Raw genomic sequence first — 18,920 nt, forward strand, 5'->3', positions numbered from 1 at the left:
CTCTTATTTTAACTCGCAAGTATTTTTACAATTTTAAACCATTCTGGATCGATATGTTCTTTGGCTTTGATGGCCTGTTCCAGAGGTGTATAATGGATTTTGTTGTTTACAATTCCTACCATAACATTGGAAGTGCCAGTCAACAGCGCATCTACAGCTGCGTAACCCATACGGCTGGCCAGGATACGGTCCTGACAGCTAGGGGTACCACCACGCTGGATGTGTCCGAGAATGGTTACGCGGGTATCCAGTTGAGGGCATTGTTCCTTAATCTGGCGTGCCACGGCTTCTGCACCACCTGCAGCAGATCCTTCTGCTACTACGATGATATTAACTAATTTCTTGCGGCGTTCATTTGCCTGCAGATCCAAGATAATGTCCTGCACATCAATAGTGTGCTCAGGAGTCATAATGTGCTCAGCACCAGTAGCAATACCACTGTGAAGGGCTATATAACCAGCATCACGGCCCATTACTTCTATAATAAATAAACGGTCATGCGCATCAGCTGTATCACGGATCTTGTCAATCGCGTCTACTGCAGTGTTCACAGCCGTATCAAATCCAATAGTAAAGTCAGATCCAGCAATGTCTTTATCAATTGTACCAGGTAAACCAATACAAGGGATATCAAACTCCTGGCTCAATTTGCAGGCTCCATTGAAAGAACCGTCGCCTCCGATCACCACTATACCGTCAATGTTGTGCTTCTTTAAATTCTCGTAAGCTTTTTTGCGGCCTTCGGCTTCGTAAAACTCTTTACAACGGGCTGTCTTTAAGATAGTTCCACCCCGCTGTATGATGTTGGCAACAGATTTAGACTCCAAAGGAAAGATTTCGTTCTTCAACATTCCCCTGTAACCATACATGACGCCAAAAACATTCAGCTGATTGTAAATTCCCGCTCTTACAACCGCACGAACGGCAGCATTCATGCCCGGCGCGTCTCCGCCTGATGTAAGGACCGCAATGTTGTTAACTTTTTTCATAGTTATGTTATATTTCCCTCTCTACGTTGTTTTATGTGGGAATTTCCCGACGTTGAATCTGTGATGCCCGGTTTATACCCCAAATGTGTCATAGTGGTATACCCCGAAATTCTAACAATCTCTTTCCGCATGTCCGCTTCTTTTCCTGATTATCACATTCCTTATGCATAAATTGCCGGAAAAATATTTAATTGGCGCACAAAAATAACATTTTGGATATTCTTTCTAATAGTATTCTGATGAATTAAAGAAAATTTTCAATTTCAGTTAACCAATACAGTATTTTTTTAAAAAAATATACATATGTATAATTTAAATGCAATAATGCGACGTCTACCTGCTTTAATCTTTACTTTTATTAATTCCTCATTGCTTCTTACCACTATGTCTACAGCGCAAGCGCAATCCAAACAGCCCGGCATTACTTATCCGCAAACACGGAAGACCGAAATCACTGATAATTACCATGGCACCACCATTGCCGACCCATACCGCTGGCTGGAGGACGATAATAGTCCCGAAACCAAAGCATGGGTAAAGGAGCAAAATGCAGTTACCCAGAATTATCTTGCAAAGATACCTTTCCGCGACTCCATAAAAAATCGTCTGGAAGTGTTATGGAATTATCCAAAAACCAGTGCACCGGATCGTAGAGGTAACTATTTATACTTCTATAAAAACGATGGCTTACAGAACCAGGCTGTACTGTACAGGCAGTCCACCTCCCCCGGTGCCACCCCCGAAGTATTCATCGACCCGAACAAATTGTCCGCCGATGGTACTACCGCTTTAGGCTCCGTGCAGTTCTCAAAAGACGGGAAATATGCTGCTTATCTGATTGCTAAGGCTGGTTCTGACTGGCAGCAGGCCTTCGTGATGGACGTTGCTACCAAAACTTTGCTCCCCGACAGCCTGAACTGGCTCAAATTCACAGGTCTTTCCTGGAGAGGCGACGGATTTTACTATAGCCGCTATGATGCACCTACCGAAGCCACCAAACTCTCCAAAAAGAACGAATTCCATAAAGTTTACTACCACAAGGTAGGCACTTCTCAGGATAAGGATGTACTGATTCACGCTGATTCAGATCACCCACTTCGCAATTTTTCAGCAAGTGTGACCGAGGATGAACGTTTCGTGCTCCTGGACGCATCAGAAGGGACTTCCGGCAATGAGATCTGGTTCTGGGACATGAAAAATCCTGACCAAAAGGAGTTTAAATTACTGATCAAAGGGTTCGATTATGAGCCAAACGTAATAGACAATGACGGCGATAAGCTGCTCGTGATCACCAACGAAGGCGCTCCGAACTATAAGGTTGAACTGATCGATACCAAAAATCCACAGGGACCCCGCACACTCATCATTCCTGAACGCAAGGAGACCCTCGTTCATGTGAATAATGGTGGCGGCAAACTGTTTGCCGTTTACCTGCAGGATGCCGCTAACCGCGTTTACCAGCTGGACTACACCGGTCACCTGGAAAGGGAGATCAAACTGCCAGGTATCGGCACCGCAGCAGGATTTGGGGGTAAAAAAGAAGACAAGGAATTCTATTACACCTTTAATTCCTACGTGACGCCGGCAATGGTATATAAATATGACATCAACTCCGGTAAGTCCTCCCTCTACTTTAAACCCGAACTGAAATTCGATCCTACCCAGTACGAAACCAAACAGGTCTTCTTTAATAGTAAAGATGGTACCCGCATCCCCATGTTCCTTTCATATAAGAAAGGTATCAAACTGAATGGCAACAACCCGGTATTCCTGTATGGATATGGTGGATTCAATATTCCGCTCACCCCTTCATTCAGCGTATCTAACCTGTTCTTCATGGAGCAGGGCGGCATCTTTGCCCAGGTAACCCTGCGTGGCGGTGCGGAGTATGGCGAAGAATGGCACAAAGCCGGTATGTTTGAAAAGAAACAGAATGTATTCGATGACTTTATCGGCGCCGCAGAATACCTCATTAAGGAGAAATATACCAATACTTCCAAATTGGCAATACACGGCCGTTCCAATGGTGGCCTGCTCATAGGCGCCGTAATGACCCAGCGCCCGGACCTGTTCAAGGTAGCAATACCTACCGTTGGCGTATTGGATATGCTACGCTACCAGCACTTTACCATCGGGTGGGCATGGGGCGTGGAATATGGCACCAGCGACAAGGAAGACCAGTTCAGATACCTGATCAAATACTCACCATTGCATAATCTGAAGCCAGGTACCTCTTATCCTGCAACCATGGTTACTACAGGTGATCATGATGACAGGGTTGTACCCGCACACTCATTCAAATTTGCCGCTACATTGCAGGCAGATAATGCCGGGCCTAACCCAACGCTTATACGTATCGACACCCAGGCCGGCCACGGAGCCGGTAAGCCAACAGGCAAGCTGATAGAAGAATCAGCAGACATCTGGGCCTTCGTAATGTATAACCTGGGCATGCATTTTAAAAACTAAAAACCCATAAAAAAACGCTGATGCCACAGGCGTCAGCGTTTTTTTTAAACCAAACTCTTTTCTTCGTAATTTTAGCAAAAGGCATAATTATGAAGGTATTAATCACAGGCAGTAACGGATTATTGGGCCAGCACCTCATCCCCATCTTCTTACAGGATTCCCGCTACGAAGTCATCGCTACCGGCAGAGGAGCCAATCGCCTCCCCAACCAGGATGGCTACCTCTACGAGGCGGCAAACCTGAGAGACTCCTCCAGCGTAAATCAGTTACTACAGAAGCATCAGCCAGATATCGTTATCCACGCGGCCGCCATGACCCAGGTAGACGACTGCGAAAGAAACAAAGATGCCTGTTGGGACTGTAATGTCAATGCGACCCGTTACCTCCTTCAGGCCGCAGAAAAAAGCAAGAGCTTTTTCATCTTCCTCTCTACAGACTTCGTATTCGATGGCTTACAGGGCCCTTATGCCGAAGAAGATGCTGTCAACCCACTTAGCTACTATGGTGCTACCAAAGTAGCGGCAGAAAGGCTTGTCCAGAATAGCCATTTATCCTGGTCTATTGTACGTACTGTATTGGTATACGGCATAGCCGCAGATCCCAAACGCAGCAATATCATTACCTGGGTAAAAACCAACCTGGAACAGGGTAAGAAATTAAAAGTCGTAGATGATCAATGGCGTACTCCCACACTGGTGCAGGACCTCGCCGCAGGTTGTAAACTGGTAGCCGATAAAAAGGCAACAGGTATTTTCCACATCTCAGGTAGTGAAACATTAACCCCTTATCAGATGGCCGTTCAGACAGCCGGCTACTTCCAGTTAAACCCTCAGTTATTAGAGAAAGTAGATGCGAAAACTTTTACTCAGCCGGCAAAACGCCCTGCCAGAACAGGTTTCGTTATCAGCAAAGCAGTACAGGAACTGGGCTATCAACCGCACAGTTTTGCAGAAGGATTACAGATAGTGGCAAAAGAAATATAGGCCCTTAGAATACAATGTGACGTTTGGGCACTCCAAAGAACTTTTGAATCGAATCGTTTGCCTTAGTCGTATCAGCCAATGGGGCCGTGACAGGAACTAACAATCGATAAAAGCTGGTATCAGTCGCATCTGCTCGCAGCGTTACGTACTCCCGCCCGTTTTTATGATGAAAGTTTAGCTTTTTAGTCGCATCCTTGCGGTTGTGATATTCACCAACCACTACATAATAGGTTTTATCGCCAGGTACAGTGGCAGATGCCGCTGCCTGTTGCAGGCTGGTGTCTGAACGGGTAGTGGAATCCTGCACTTTCATGGTATCAGCTACGGCAGGTGCACTTCTGTCCGCACTGATCACAGGCTCCTGATTATTACGCTGCTGGTTGGAGATCAGCCACCATACCAACCCGGCTGCCATTACAGCGGCTACAGGTACTGCTACCCACCACCAGCGGAAGGAAGATCCCTGCTCCTCCGGATAAGGAGGATAGTCTGTAGTGGTTGTATATTCTGCATTGGGCTTCGCATTTTCTGAAGAAGCAGACAGATGGTTGACTACCTGGTTATTCACAAACTCTTTATCACCAATGGTCACCCGGTGACTGACGTCTGTCCTGATCACAGGCTGTACCATCAAGGTTTCCAGCTCAATTGGCAGGTATTCTGCAATAAACGTGACCTGCCCGGCAATATCGGCTTTCAGTTGCCCTACACCGGGAATGCTAAAGGTCTGACCCGACTTAAGCAGTGTATGTACTTCTTCCACATATTTCTCCATCTTCATCCGGGCAATGTTATCGACCAGATGCTCCCGCTGGGAAATCCATTTCACCAGTTGCTCCTCATCCCCCCACGTATCCTCAAACCGGATCACCTCCTGCGGAGGCTCCAGTGTTTTGGTAGTCACATTATAACGCGCTGGAATATGTTGCACCGTAAAGATGCCAATTTTGGGGAGAATACAAGGTTCCTTCCGGAACAAAGTGTCCTGTATGTATTGCTGTAGTACCAATGTTTATATAAAATATACCTTAGTAAAATGACTCTCTATCAATAAATATGCCTGTGTTTGCTATCCTTCCCATGTGAGAAGGATAGCCTCACAGAATGCAATGGTACGATTTTAAAATTTAACCATTACGCCACCTACTACATTGAAACCGTACGTGTTGTAACCATACCAGCGCTGATAGCGGGTATTGAAGATATTATTCGCGTTCACCCACAGGTTGAAGTTCTTGCCGATATCATAGCTGGCGCCCGCATTCAGGTCCCAGCCACTCTTCGTCTTCCGGAAATCGCCGTTTGCCAGGTAATAACTGCTGCCCAGGAAGAATGCGTTCGCATTCAGGTGCAGTTTTTTAGCCAGTGTGTAAGTGGCAAAGGCTTCGGTTTGGAATGGCACCAGTCCCCATGGTTTCACTTCTGTTTTCTGTTTGGTATAATTGAACCAGTCTACCGTAAAGCGCAACTGGAACTTTTCTTCCTGTATGTAACCTACTTCCCCATGCAGGTTGAAAGCACGCAGCTCCGCTTCATTCCGGGTGTAGAAGGTCTTACCATCCAGGCTATCATTTACGAACAGTGGCATGTTGTACCAGGTCACTGCTGCAAACTTGGTGTTGTAGTTGAAATGGCTACCCAGGGTACCTTTGATACCAGTGTACTTCTCTTCTACACGGGTATTCAGTATACCACTGCCATAGCTGGTGAAGAACGGATTCGTGTTGGTCATGGCGCGGAAGCTGTTCTTATTGATATAAGAGATCCAGCCACTGCTCAGGATGACTTTCTTGTAAATAATGTGTGATTCGTTCACGATGTCTGGCAACAGGTAGAACTTACTGTTGGTCCAGGTGGGGTTCACGCCGGCATGCAATACAAACCTTGGTTTGATGATCTCCAGTGCCGGGTGGATCGCTACTACATTGTTATTAAACTGTGCGCTATCTTTTGCTTTGAAAGAAGAGAGGTCGAAGTTACCTTCCACACGGAGGAAGATGTCTTCAAACAACTGCTTGCTCACAGGTGCTTTCAGGATCACGGTCGGCTCCTTCCGGTTGTAAGCATCGCTATAGTAAATAAACTTCGCAGAAGGCTGGAACATAAAGGCCCAGTCATTCTGAGGCCTGTTCTTTACACCCACCTGTGCGGTGAACTGGTTGAAAGCCTGCTTTACATCTCCTTTGCTATAGTCATACAGATTATGGTCGTAACCGTAATAGTGCAGCTGGTTACGGTCATATCCTACACTACCATTGATCTCCAGGATCGGGGAGAGGTAAGTACCGGATGCCAGTACATTGAGTGTACTATAATCCTGGTTCTTGATGTTCCCTTTGGAAGACGTGTAGTTACCATAGATCCCGAAGTTGTACTTATCCTGCCTGCCACTACCAAACCCTGCCTGGATGAGCGGTGTGCTCAGGTTACCATAACCGGCTTTGATAAAGTTGTTCTGCAGGGTTTGCAAGGTATCCTTACCCAGGGCCAGTGGTTTCAGGGGCACTGGTTGATAGAGGAATGAAAGGTTCAGCGCAGGTACCTGGTACTGGTATTTAGGACGGGTGGTATCAGAAGCCGGCAGCGAAGCTGTCAGGTTCAGTTTGGCCGCATCCCGCAGTTTCGGGCGGTAATTTGAGATGATATCAATCGTTTCCTGTTTCAGGTTTTTGTCCTGGGCAATACCCTGCTGTGCCAGCATTACTGCTCCTGTAACTGTTAAAACCCGTTGAATATGTTTGATATATGCGTTCATGCTATGGTCGTAGTTCGTAATTATTTATTGGATTTGATCTTTGATGCAGCTTTCTCTTCCGCCTCCGTCTTTGCCAGCTTATCTTTTGCTTCTGCTTTCAGCTCAGCGATAGAGCTGTTTTCAGCAATACTCTGGTAGGTCGCCTTGGCATTGAAATAGTCTTTCTGACGGGCATAGATATCACCCAGCAGAATGTAGGATTTAGCTACCCACATCTCGTAACCCGGTGTATTTTTAATTACATCAAAACCTGCTTTTTCAGCAGCCGCCAGGTCGTTCCTTGCAAACAGGCAAACCGCAATATTATACCTCGCTTCCGCACCGGTTTCTGATTTGGTCAGACCAGCAGCGATTTTCAGTTCTTTTATAGCTTCGTCGTACTGCCCCTGTTCCTGCTGAGATCTACCCAGGTAAAAGTGACCGATGATCTGGTCATCAGTACTGATATTGGAGCTGGACAATAATACTTCGGAATAGTTACCAACTTCATCCCAGTGTTTTAGCTGGTAGTTGGTGCGAATCAACCCTCTTGTAGCAGTAAAGGTATTTTCCTTGGTAGTAGAGAGGTCCTGGAGCTGCAGGTAGTAAGTACGTGCCTTCTCATAGTTTTTTGACTGGTAGTAGTTGATGTTGGCAGCCTGCAGTGCAGCACGTTCTGCATAAAGGCTCGCATTTTTAGACAATACAAACTCATAACCAGGCAGTGCACCGGCGTAGTCCTTATTGTTATAAGCACATTCTGATTTGAAGAACTGAGCAGGCAGAATGAACTGACCGTCAGGATAACGCTGAATGTAGCTGTTGAAAGCAGCAGTGGCACCGGTGCAATCGCCGGTGCTGAACTTAGCTTCGGCAGCGGCATATGCCAGGGAGTCTTCTGCATTGGTAGAAATGGTACGACCGGTTGATTTCAGTAAGGCAATGTATGCATCGGTTTTACCCTGACCTACATAGATGTCTTTGATAGCAGCCAGTGCGTCACCCGCTTCAGGCGCATTCGGATACTTCTCTACCACCTGGCGGTAATAGGAGAGGGCCTTGTTCTCATCATCCCGGTTAAAGTAGCAGAGACCCAGTTTCAACATCGCTCTGGGGGCATTCGGGCCATTCGGTTGTTTGTTCAGCACATTCTCCAGGTAAGGAATGGCTTCATTATATTTTTCATCCGCCAGGTAAGTATTGGCGATTTCAAGATCAGCATCGTTACCAAAACCAGAAGAAGGGAATTTATCACCCAGTTGTTTCAGCAGGGCCACTTTCTCATTGGCTTTACCCTGGATACCAAGGATGATACTCTTCTGGTAAGTAGCATAGTCAGAACCTGGCTGGTTGCCCGAAATGATGCGGTCATACAATGCCAGTGCTCTTGTATAATCTTTCAGCATGTAGTAACAGTCAGCTGCACGGAGGGCTGCATCGTTGGTGATACGGGCAGCGTTCGGACCACTGGTGCGTTGTGCCGCTTCAAAGTGCTTGAGGGCATTGGTATAATCTTCTCTTTTGAGGAGGGCATAACCCATGTTGTAGCTCGCAGTCTGAGGATTGGCTTCACCGGAAGAAGGAGCACTGCTGGTCAGGTAAGTGTTCAGGTGATTAATAGCGCCATCGATATTGCTTTGACGCATGGCTATTTCTGCTTTCCAGAAGTGCGCCAGTTGAACGGTGTTATTATCGTAAGGATTCTTGATGGCAATGTCCAGCAGTTTGTCTGCATCCTGCAGTTGCTGGTCATTGATCAGTTCTACAGCGCGGCCGTAAGCGATCTTCTGGTACGCTTTCAGCACGGTAGGGTTCTTATCAGGGATCTGATCTACTACCGCCATCGCATCCTTGTAGTTGTTTGTGTTGAGGAAGGCGCTTACCAGTACTTCTCTTGCTTCGTTCCTGTAAGCAGAATTAGGGTAAGTGCTCAGGAAGCTGGTGAGCTCAGAGATCGCTACGTCACCATAACCGAGTTCATAGGAGAGCTTACCATAGTTGAAGCGGGAGATCTCCTGCTGACCAGGGTTGGCACTGTTGCGTGCGCAGAAGGCAAAGGCATTACGTGCATTGGCTTTCTGACCGGTTTTCAGGTAGCAATCACCCAGCAGGTACATAGAGTTCTGTCCCAGGGAGTCTTTCTCGCTGCTCAGTTGTTTGAAACCATTGATCGCTTTTGCATAGTTACCAGTTTGGTAGTAACTGTAAGAAAGCTGATAAATATCTTCTTTGCGTACTTCTTCGGCGTTGTCCTGGTATTCCTGCAGGTAAGGCAGTGCCTTTGCATAGTTACCCTTTTCGAAGTAGGTCTGACCCAGTAATTGTTTCAGTTCTGCTTCGTAGTATTGGCCGCCCTGCTGAATGAGTGGTTCAACATAGGCGATCACCTGGTCAGGTTTACGCTGGAAGTAATATATTTCGGCAATATAATAAGGTACGACAGTACTGTATTTAGGTTCTTTTACTACACGCTGGAAGCTGGTGAGCGCTTCAGCGTACTGGTGGTTGTAATAAGCAATGAATCCGTAGTAGTAATTGGCGGGAATGTAGTATTTGCCAGGCAGTTCCTTGATCGATTGAAACAGGGGTTGTGCCTTTTTGAAATCTTTTACGTTGAAGTAGCAATAGGCCAGTTCAAACTTCGCTTCAGCAATTTCGTTGTTGGACAGGTTCTCGATGCTTGCTTTTTCGTACAGGGGAATGGCTTCCTTCAGTTTGTTCTGGTGAAAGTAGTATTTAGCCAGCTGATAGCTCACCAGTTCTTCCCTGGCGTTGTTATTGTAGGTAGCGAGGTATTCCAGCGCTACTTTTTCTGCGTTGGCGTTGCCCAGTTTAAGGGCGCAAACGGTATAATAGTATTGAGCGTCTGTTTTTACCAGGCTACGGTTGGTCTCCTGGAAATAATTGATGTTATCAAGTGTTTGCTTGAACAATTGCATAGACACCGCGTATTTTTCCTGTTGGAAAAGTTGCTGGGCGTCTTTGAAGACTTTATCCGGCTCTGTGTAGATGCGGGTTTGCTGGGCATTGGCAACCGAAGTAGCCAGGATACAGCAAGTGGCCAGATAGAGAAACAAATGTCCGGGAACAAGAAACTTTTTTATGAATTGCATGCTTTTAACCTGTTATAAACTTTAATATGCGTTTTAAACGAATCCTTTACAGTTATTATTTTCTGTTCAGGATCAATAAATAATGCTTTCAGGGAAACTAAAACAGGGACAAATATAGTTATTGCTTTTAATTAATAAACTGCGCAATCCTCGCAGATTACAACATGGATCGGGTGCTCTCGGATTCTCCTCCCCGCCAAAATCATACACTATCAAAAAATCAAAGATTTATATTTGTGCAAAGATCAAACCATTTTTGACATATGAGCAAACTGTTTTCTTCTAAAGCATCCAATGGTGCAATCAATTTCTCGCTTTTACTACTGCGTATCACCTTTGGCGGCCTGTTATTAATGAACCATGGTCTGGGAAAATTAAAAGGTTTTTCATCCATGAAAGACTCATTTCCTGATCCATTGCACATAGGTCATCCTATCTCCCTGGGCCTGGCAGTATTTGCTGAGGTGTTTTGTGCAGGGTTGATCATACTGGGCCTGGTAACCCGCTTAGCCACTGTACCTGTGATAGTTATGATGGGGGTGGCACTGTTTATGATTCATGGTCATCAGTCATTGAAGGAGCAGGAACCGGCTATATTGTATATGATTCCTTTCCTGGTGATCCTGCTTGCCGGACCGGGAAAAGTGAGTCTGGACAATGCCATTGGGAAATAATAAAAGTTGTTCATTTTCAGCCATTTAAATAGCTGTCAGCCATCGTTAAATAGGAGGTTTACTGCCTGCAAAAAAGGCTTACCTTGCAGCCGGGCATTGTAAATGAGAAAGTTAAAGCAAAGATATGTTCATAGAAACAACACAGATCAGGGTACGATATGGAGAGACAGACCAGATGGGGTACCTTTATTACGGGAATTATGCTTTATATTATGAAGTAGGTCGTGCGGAAGCCATCCGGAAACTGGGTTTTACCTACGCACAACTGGAAAAAGAGGGTGTGATCATGCCGGTGGCAGAACTGAATGTAAAGTACATCCGCCCAGCCTACTATGATGACCTGATAACCGTAAAGACTATACTGAAAGAGATGCCGGTTGATCATAAGATCCGCTTCCACTCAGAATTGTACAATGAAAAAGGGGAGTTACTGAACGTAGGTGTAACGACCCTCGTATTTTTACATGCAGATACCAAACTGAAATATGGCCTGCCTCCGGTAATGCGGGAGGCCTTAGCGCCTTTTTTTGAATAGCCTGAAATAACAATAAATATCATGGAAGGGCAAAAGGTAGTAGCCAGTATCATCACCATTGGCGATGAATTACTGATTGGGCAGACGATAGATACGAATTCTGCATGGATGGCACAGCAACTCAATGCAATGGGTATATGGGTGCACCGCCGCGTGGCGATAGGCGATGTAAAGGAAGCCATCGTTAAGGCATTGGACGATGAAAGTGCCGTGTCGCCCATTATATTGATCACAGGAGGCCTGGGTCCTACAGCAGACGATATTACCAAACCCACGCTGGCGCAATATTTTGGAGGCACGCTGGTAAGGGATGAAGCCACCTTTAAGCAGGTGATGGAGTTTTTTGAAAGCCGTGGCCTGCCGCCATTGCAGCGTAATATGGATCAGGCACTGGTGCCCGATGTTTGTAAAGTGCTGCACAATAAGAGAGGAACCGCACCTGGAATGTGGTTTGAAAAGGACGGAAAAGTGTTTGTGTCCATGCCGGGGGTTCCTTATGAGATGAAAGGGTTGATGGAAGATCATGTGTTGCCACGTTTGAAGGAGTATTTCCAGACGCCGGTGGTCGTACATCAGACACTGATCATAGCAGGTATGGGTGAATCCTTTGTAGCAGAGCGTTTAATTGATTTCGAGGCACAGTTGCCGGCAAATATCAAACTGGCATACCTGCCTTCATTAGGTACCATCAAATTACGACTGACTGCACACGGAAAAGATAAGTTATCAACAGCTGCTTCACTGTCCATGCAGTTCCACCAGCTGAAGGAGATCCTGGCAGACATTGTGGTGGCGGAACACGACCTGCCAATGGCGGAGGTGATTGGTCAGTTGCTGGCAGCAAAAGGCAAAACGGTCGGTACCGCTGAAAGTTGTACCGGTGGGTTCATTGCCCATAGTATCACATTGGTACCGGGTAGTTCGGCATGGTATAGAGGTAGTGTGATCAGCTATGCGAATGAGATCAAGACCCGTATACTGGGTGTGCAACCAGCTACACTGGCGGCACATGGCGCAGTAAGTGAAGCGGTAGTAAAGGAAATGGTCCGTGGTGCGCTGGCTCATCTACAGACGGATTATGTGATAGCGGTATCCGGGATAATGGGACCGGATGGTGGCACACCGGAGAAGCCTGTAGGAACAGTGTGGGTAGGTGTAGGGAGTGCTACGGAGACGGTAGCCGCAAAATTCCAGTTAAGATATGACAGGTATCTGAATATACAGATGACAGCGGCATATGCGATGAATGAGTTACGGAAGATCATCCGGTAACTGCATATGGCGGTTTAGATGTAAAAAACACGATCCTGCAAAATGAATGACCTGCGGAAGATCATTTCAAAAAATGATGTTCATCAGAATGAGTGTAAGCAGCTTCCCTGTTCCTGATTATTAGTATTTAATTCATACTTTTGTTTTCTATCAAATAGTTAAACGCAATCTTATGGCCATTGTAGAACTGGTAATGCCCAAGATGGGAGAAAGTATTATGGAAGCCACCATATTACGCTGGCATAAAAAACCAGGAGATCAGGTGAAATCTGATGAAACTATCCTGGAAATTGCCACAGATAAGGTGGATAGCGAAGTACCTTCTATCGCCGATGGCGAAATTACCGAGATACTCTACGCAGAAAATGATGTAGTTCCGGTAGGTGCAGTAATAGCACGTATCAATACGAATGTGGAAGCAGCAGCAGCTGCCCCTGTGACCGCTCCTGAAGCACCTGTACAGCAACAGCAATCACAGGCAGAAGTGGAGGTGGTAAAGCCACAGGAGGAAGTACATGAGCCGCAGTTTACAACAGCTGCCGGGCCTCGTTTTTATTCTCCGCTGGTGCTGACCATCGCACAACAGGAGGGTATTGGTTTTGCCGAACTGGAGAAAATTCCGGGTACGGGCAACGAGGGGCGTGTGACTAAGAAAGATATACTCAACTACGTTGAATCCAAGGCGAAGGGTTTTGTACATACCGCTACACCAATGCCGGCAAAAGCAGCAGAAGTACCTGTAGCTGCAGAGCAACCAAAGCCACAACCACAGGTACAACCACAACCACAGCCACAGGTGCAGGTAACGGTACAGCCACAAACACAGACCAGTTCGAATGGTCACAGTGTATCCTACACAGGTGCTGCTGAGATTATTGAAATGGATCGGATGCGTAAGCTGATCGCTGACCACATGGTGAGAAGCGTGCAAACCAGCCCGCACGTGACCAGCTTTGCAGAGGCAGATGTAACGAATATAGTAAGATGGAGAGACCAGGAGAAGAAAGTGTTTGAGAAGAGAGAAGGAGAGAAGATCACTTTCACCCCGCTTTTCATTGAAGCATTGGTAAAATGTATCAAGAAGTATCCATTATTGAATAGCTCTCTGGAAGGTGATAAGATCATCATGAAGAAAGATATCAATGTGGGTATGGCGACCGCGCTGCCTACCGGCAACCTGATCGTACCGGTGATCCGCAATGCGGACATGCTGAATCTGGTGGGTTTAACCAAGCAGGTCAACCAGCTGGCGACCGCTGCACGTAACAATAAACTGAAGCCGGATGATACCCAGAATGGAACCATTACACTCACGAACGTGGGCACTTTTGGTAGCCTGGCGGGTACACCTATTATCAACCAGCCGCAGGTAGCCATCCTGGCGGTAGGTACTATAAAGAAGCGTCCGGTAGTGATCGAGACAGAGCATGGAGATACTATTGCGATCAGGCATATGATGTACCTGTCTATGTCTTACGACCACAGGATTATTGATGGCGCATTGGGATCAACTTTCCTGAGTGCCGTGGTACATGAGTTGGAGAACTTTGATATTCACAGAGAGTATTAGCAGATAATCAGATCGCTGTAATACAGCCGATATTAATTGGTTGGCCACGGCTTCAATTGCCCGTCGTTGGCGAACCTTGTTAACAAATAGCGCTTTCACCTGGTGTGGAAGCGCTTTTTTTGTATCATGGTCACTTCCATTGGTAAATACCCGCTTCCCGAATATTCCCGGGGAGAATCAGGGGGCAGTTAGGAGGTCTAATTAATAATAGTTTTGATGCCTAACTAATTTATAATTACCAGGAATAAAGGGCTGGAAGCAGGAAGAACTTTTGTGGCGATCACCTGGTCTGATGGCCAGTACTTTTTGCCGGAAGGAAGGTCAGCTTTTACACAGCAGGGCATAAAAAAAGCCCCCAATTGGAATTGGGAGCCTTTAATTTCTTGACCGAAATAAGCTTTGGGCCAACAGAATAATTAGTAACGGCCACGGCCACCGCCGCCACCATATCCGCCACCACCGCGGTTTCCACCAAATCCACCACCTCTTGAATTATTATTCGGTTGTTTAGGTCTTGCTTCGTTTACCATCAGTTGTTTGCCTTCGATTTCAGTACCGTTCAAACTATCCATAGCCTTGCTACCTTCTTCCTGGTTTGGCATTTCCACAAAACCGAAACCGCGTGAACGGCCAGTCTCATGGTCCTTGATAATTTTTGCAGAAGTTACCTCGCCAAATTCGCTGAATATCTGGTGAAGGTCCGCATCGTTCAACCTGTAGTGCAGGTTGGCTACGTAAATGTTCATGACTAAAAAATTAAAAAAATGAAAAATAATACTGAAGTTAAAGAAATAAGTTCAATAAATACATCCAGCTCAAAAATTATTTCCTGACCGGCTTTTTTGGACCATTATTTAACCCTCAAATCCCCTCGGATAGCACCAAAGTGGAGTATGGAATATGCATTTTTTTTTGTAAATTAAGACTGATAGTCCATTAAATTTTGTTTAATATGAAGAGCCTGAGCGAAACCTGGTTTGCAGACGGTTATATAGATTTTGAGTCGAAAAAGTACTCTTTACTGGCTTATCTGCAACAAATCAACGGTTATTTTAATGAAAACAAGCTGTATCCGCAGCTGGGAGACCTGATCTTTCACTACAACAATCTGGTGTCTTTCCGGGACAACAAGCAGTACCTGCAACAGCAATTCCCGAAAAGACTGACAGCTGTGAATCTGGAGCGTCTCCAATTACTGTACGAGCAGATCATCGCAGACGATGAGCTGATGAAGGAACTGGAAAGTATTATTCAGTTCGCCCTGTTTAAGATGAATACCGCTATCAAAGACGGGACAGAAATTTATGAGTTCGTGGAAGACAGCCTCACAATTTCTCCGGTTGGCCTGATTCCACTGGATTCCCAGGAAGGGTATTTTTTTCTTTGTGACGGAAGGCAAAAAGAAACACTGGTGTATGAGTACCGCTTAAGCATCTTTGAACGGCATGACGAGCGATATAGGGGGATTCATACCGAATACCTGGAGTCTTTCACGAAGGACCTGGTTCATTCCTGTGAGCATATTAAAACGACGTTGATCAGGAAACGGAAGAAACTACCGAACCCCGCCGTGTATCGGGTGGAAACGAAGCTGGCTTTTCCTGTCAATGAAACGTTATTACCGATTGCTAAAAGATCATTGGTAAAATACATAGCTAATCACGCTGCCTAAAACCATTACTATCAAACTACTGTAAAGTACGTAATGTATACCAGGGAGCTTGTTTTGCATGTTGTAAAGCACAAAACCTCTCTCCCACAAAAAAGCCGCGTTTGCCTCAGGCAAACGCGGCTTTTTCACTTTCCCATTTCTTACTTTCGGGCTTTTCGCCAGTTAGTTAGTTAAGCGCCGGTGTTTTCGTACCACCAAACTCCACTACCAATTCATGGTCCTTCAGCCACGGTTTATAATATTCTCTTAAAATCTTCTCTATCTTCTGCCTGCTCTGATTCCTGTACAATACATTTCCTTCCAATTGTCCCCTTGACTCTTTATACAACTTCTTCTGCACATCTGTATAGGTCTCATCATCTGCCGCCAGGAACATACCTTTTTTATTCGCTGTCTCCATCTTATCCACCCTCAATTCATAACTTAATAACTTGGGCTCAGGCAAGCTCACCACTATCTTTTTATCACTGACGGTTAACTTAAAATTCTGACTATCTACATCAATTCCATACTTCGCTACATAAGGGATCGTCACCCAAATAGTATTCTCTATAAATACCTTCTTCATATTGCTCATCCAGGTCCCGTCATTCTCTACATTACTCCTCTTGATTGTCGCATTTCCCTGCACTTCCAAACTTGCCAGCTCCGCAATATCCTTCACGATCAGACTATTCGACAGAATCTCCTGATTCACATTCTTACTTCCGTACTGCTTCCCCAGCCAGAAAAGTAGCAAGGCAAAACCTATTAATATCAAAAACAGTAAAAAATTTTTCATATTGGCAATCATAAATTATTTATTGACAGTCACAATTGCTGGTTAATTCAGTAACATGTCTACCTCTGTTATCTGCTAATTTAGCAATCATCTTTCTCCTGTTATTTGCTCAATCACTTATTCATCATCACGTCAGCAGTTATCCACTCCCTCACTGCTCATCTTCTCACTTATTCATCATCACGTCAGCAGTTATCCACTCCCTCACTGCTCATCTTCTCACTCACCAATCATCACGTCAGTAATTACCCACTCCCTCACTGCTCATCTTCTCACTCACCAATCATCACGTCAGTAATTACCCACTCCCTCACTGCTCATCTGCTCACTCACCAATCATCGCGTCAGCAGTTATCCGCTCCTTCATTAACAATCTCTTCACCTGTTATTTTCTCCCTCCCTCATCATCACATCACCAGTTATCCACTCCCTCACTAACAATCTCTTCCCCTGTTATTGACTCACACACTATCATCCTTTCACCTGTTATCCACTCATTTTAACCACATTACCAATACCAGCTTTCGCCCAATTATCGCCCATTCCTGCAACTATCTCGTCAATTCCGCAATAATCCCACTATGTGCCGGATATTCCTTCTGCAACACACCTCTGTCCCCCAACTCAAAATCCGCAAAATCAAATCCCGGTGCCACCGTACATCCCACCAATGTATACCCATCCTCCACCTCAACCCTCGATGCAAACCAACTCCCCGCCGTAATCACCAGCTGCGGCCTTTCCCCCAGATGCACATGCTTCCCCAACTGATGCACTACCAGCGCTCCTTCCGGCTTAATCTCATAGATCGTCAATGTATACCCATCATAAAAATGCCACATCTCATCCGCGGCAATCCTGTGAAAAGCAGAAAAATCTCCATACTCCAGCAAAAAATAAATCCCGGTAGCCACATTGCGCTCCCCTTTAAAAGCCGAAGGCAATACAGACGTAGGTACTTTCAGTGCCGCCCGGTAGGTTTCCCTGAAAGATCCGCCTTCTACATGTGATGCCAGTTGCAAATGTTCCCGCCAATATTCGGCATTATGGTTCTGCTGGTTGAGTATCATAGAGATCAATATAACTAAGAATGAAACACAAAGATTGCACTACAAAGAAAGCAAAAAAGGTGCCTTGATGAAGACACCTTTTTCATTCTATAGTAAAAATTATCTGCCATGCATATTCCCCCATCACCTCTTCGTCGCTTCCGGCGTAGAGCACCCACTACTTCTCCACACCTTCGTCCTCCGCAAAAGAGCACCCAGTAGCCCTTTTCTCCATTACCCCCTAAAAGCACATGCCACCACTACGCCACCGCCATTGTCTGTGACACCGGCATCCGTGCAATCGTCGACTCCGATCCCTTAAAAAACTGAAAATCCTGGTTAAACAAATCCTGGTTATAACGCTCACTCTTCGTAATAAACGACTGCCACTGCTCCACGTTCATCTGCTGCATATGCCGCATCGCATCTCTGAATCGCAGCATCCTCGCATATAACTGCGGCGTTATGCCCACCACTTCCATAAACTTCCGCTCCAGCGTAGGACGTGAAATCTTAAACTTACGCACCAACCTGTCAATATTCACATGTCCCTGATGACGCAACATATAATCCGCTACCTCATCCATCTGCTTCAATGAATGATCCTGTGTCGACATCATATCCATAAAAGCCTTATCCAGAATTGTATCCAGCTGCATATAATCAGTCGTACCATGAATCGCCTCTACCAAATGCTGCCACTGCCCATTATCCTGCTTCAGCAAATCACGATAATAATTGTTGAACGAAGACATATTCAGCCCGGCCAGTTTATAACAACCATACGCATTCAATTGCACCACTGTCATCTTTACAGGGCCCTGTACCTTAATCGTATGATGGCAGGTAAAATGACCTACAACAGCAGCTTTCGGCAATGTAAATGCAGCATGTTGCTCCGGCTGAAACGTTACCTCACCTTCCTGCAGGAAAACCATATACAGGTCTCCTAAAGAAAATAAATTCTGAGGAAGATGGAGCAAACCATCATTGGCATTCTGTAAATGATAATAATGCTTAACATAAGGGGCAAGCGATGCTGCCGGAGAATAGATACGGAAGTTCATAGGATCAGCATT

At 45.7% G+C, this 18,920-nt stretch carries 16 protein-coding genes; 8 read left to right on the plus strand and 8 right to left on the minus strand.

The features are described from left to right. Nucleotides 1-8: 8 nt before the first annotated feature. Nucleotides 9-989 (minus strand): 6-phosphofructokinase, encoded by a 981-nt coding sequence (gene pfkA / locus ABDW33_RS00850; RefSeq protein ID WP_343688172.1) that lies wholly within the window; start codon nucleotides 987-989, stop codon nucleotides 9-11. A 384-nt stretch (nucleotides 990-1,373) separates the two neighbouring features. On the opposite strand from pfkA, the gene ABDW33_RS00855 reads away from it, so the two are divergent. Beyond that, the gene (locus ABDW33_RS00855; protein WP_343688173.1) at nucleotides 1,374-3,458 is read left to right on the plus strand and encodes a prolyl oligopeptidase family serine peptidase; all 2,085 of its coding nucleotides are present in this window, start codon (nucleotides 1,374-1,376) and stop codon (nucleotides 3,456-3,458) included. Between the two features lie 89 nt (nucleotides 3,459-3,547). Beyond that, complete coding sequence (locus ABDW33_RS00860) at nucleotides 3,548-4,441, plus strand: SDR family oxidoreductase (RefSeq protein ID WP_343688174.1); 894 nt, start codon at nucleotides 3,548-3,550, stop codon at nucleotides 4,439-4,441. 4 nt (nucleotides 4,442-4,445) lie between these two features. Here the strand turns inward: ABDW33_RS00860 and ABDW33_RS00865 are convergent, their stop codons facing one another. The 3 genes from ABDW33_RS00865 to ABDW33_RS00875 all read right to left on the minus strand — a co-directional run bounded on the left by ABDW33_RS00865 (nucleotide 4,446) and on the right by ABDW33_RS00875 (nucleotide 10,288). Further along, nucleotides 4,446-5,450, minus strand: a complete 1,005-nt coding sequence (locus ABDW33_RS00865) for a hypothetical protein (protein WP_343688175.1) — start codon at nucleotides 5,448-5,450, stop codon at nucleotides 4,446-4,448. A 111-nt stretch (nucleotides 5,451-5,561) separates the two neighbouring features. Further along, nucleotides 5,562-7,196, minus strand: coding sequence for a hypothetical protein (locus ABDW33_RS00870; RefSeq protein ID WP_343688176.1), 1,635 nt, complete (start codon nucleotides 7,194-7,196; stop codon nucleotides 5,562-5,564). A 20-nt stretch (nucleotides 7,197-7,216) separates the two neighbouring features. Continuing rightward, nucleotides 7,217-10,288, minus strand: coding sequence for a tetratricopeptide repeat protein (locus tag ABDW33_RS00875; protein WP_343688177.1), 3,072 nt, complete (start codon nucleotides 10,286-10,288; stop codon nucleotides 7,217-7,219). A gap of 263 nt (nucleotides 10,289-10,551) precedes the next feature. Between ABDW33_RS00875 and ABDW33_RS00880 the strand changes: the two genes are divergently transcribed. The 4 genes from ABDW33_RS00880 to ABDW33_RS00895 all read left to right on the plus strand — a co-directional run bounded on the left by ABDW33_RS00880 (nucleotide 10,552) and on the right by ABDW33_RS00895 (nucleotide 14,339). Then, the gene (locus tag ABDW33_RS00880) at nucleotides 10,552-10,962 is read left to right on the plus strand and encodes a DoxX family protein (RefSeq protein WP_343688178.1); all 411 of its coding nucleotides are present in this window, start codon (nucleotides 10,552-10,554) and stop codon (nucleotides 10,960-10,962) included. Nucleotides 10,963-11,086: 124 nt separating this feature from the next. After that, nucleotides 11,087-11,497, plus strand: a complete 411-nt coding sequence (locus ABDW33_RS00885; protein ID WP_183285876.1) for a thioesterase family protein — start codon at nucleotides 11,087-11,089, stop codon at nucleotides 11,495-11,497. A 21-nt stretch (nucleotides 11,498-11,518) separates the two neighbouring features. Beyond that, complete coding sequence (locus ABDW33_RS00890; protein ID WP_343688179.1) at nucleotides 11,519-12,769, plus strand: CinA family nicotinamide mononucleotide deamidase-related protein; 1,251 nt, start codon at nucleotides 11,519-11,521, stop codon at nucleotides 12,767-12,769. Nucleotides 12,770-12,941: 172 nt separating this feature from the next. Next, a complete protein-coding gene (locus ABDW33_RS00895) occupies nucleotides 12,942-14,339 on the plus strand; it encodes a dihydrolipoamide acetyltransferase family protein (protein ID WP_343688180.1) in 1,398 nt (465 codons plus the stop codon). A 416-nt stretch (nucleotides 14,340-14,755) separates the two neighbouring features. Here the strand turns inward: ABDW33_RS00895 and ABDW33_RS00900 are convergent, their stop codons facing one another. Further along, complete coding sequence (locus tag ABDW33_RS00900; RefSeq protein ID WP_072361796.1) at nucleotides 14,756-15,085, minus strand: RNA-binding protein; 330 nt, start codon at nucleotides 15,083-15,085, stop codon at nucleotides 14,756-14,758. Between the two features lie 206 nt (nucleotides 15,086-15,291). Here ABDW33_RS00900 and ABDW33_RS00905 point away from each other — a divergent pair, with 206 nt between their 5' ends. Then, complete coding sequence (locus ABDW33_RS00905; RefSeq protein WP_343688181.1) at nucleotides 15,292-16,011, plus strand: hypothetical protein; 720 nt, start codon at nucleotides 15,292-15,294, stop codon at nucleotides 16,009-16,011. 166 nt (nucleotides 16,012-16,177) lie between these two features. Here the strand turns inward: ABDW33_RS00905 and ABDW33_RS00910 are convergent, their stop codons facing one another. Next, a complete protein-coding gene (locus ABDW33_RS00910; RefSeq protein WP_343688182.1) occupies nucleotides 16,178-16,792 on the minus strand; it encodes a DUF4230 domain-containing protein in 615 nt (204 codons plus the stop codon). A 105-nt stretch (nucleotides 16,793-16,897) separates the two neighbouring features. On the opposite strand from ABDW33_RS00910, the gene ABDW33_RS00915 reads away from it, so the two are divergent. Next, nucleotides 16,898-17,230, plus strand: a complete 333-nt coding sequence (locus ABDW33_RS00915; protein ID WP_343688183.1) for a hypothetical protein — start codon at nucleotides 16,898-16,900, stop codon at nucleotides 17,228-17,230. Between the two features lie 113 nt (nucleotides 17,231-17,343). Here the strand turns inward: ABDW33_RS00915 and ABDW33_RS00920 are convergent, their stop codons facing one another. Together ABDW33_RS00920 and ABDW33_RS00925 are read right to left on the minus strand one after the other, a co-directional pair. Continuing rightward, on the minus strand, nucleotides 17,344-17,862 hold the full coding sequence (locus ABDW33_RS00920; protein WP_343688184.1) for a cupin domain-containing protein: 519 nt from the start codon (nucleotides 17,860-17,862) through the stop codon (nucleotides 17,344-17,346). 239 nt (nucleotides 17,863-18,101) lie between these two features. Continuing rightward, nucleotides 18,102-18,908 carry a DUF6597 domain-containing transcriptional factor gene (locus ABDW33_RS00925; RefSeq protein ID WP_343688185.1) on the minus strand — a complete coding sequence of 269 codons (807 nt, stop codon included), beginning with the start codon at nucleotides 18,906-18,908 and terminating at the stop codon, nucleotides 18,102-18,104. Between the last annotated feature and the right edge of the window lie 12 nt (nucleotides 18,909-18,920).

Origin of the sequence: Chitinophaga sp., assembly GCF_039596155.1 — a bacterium.
Classification (GTDB): Bacteria; Bacteroidota; Bacteroidia; order Chitinophagales; family Chitinophagaceae; genus Chitinophaga.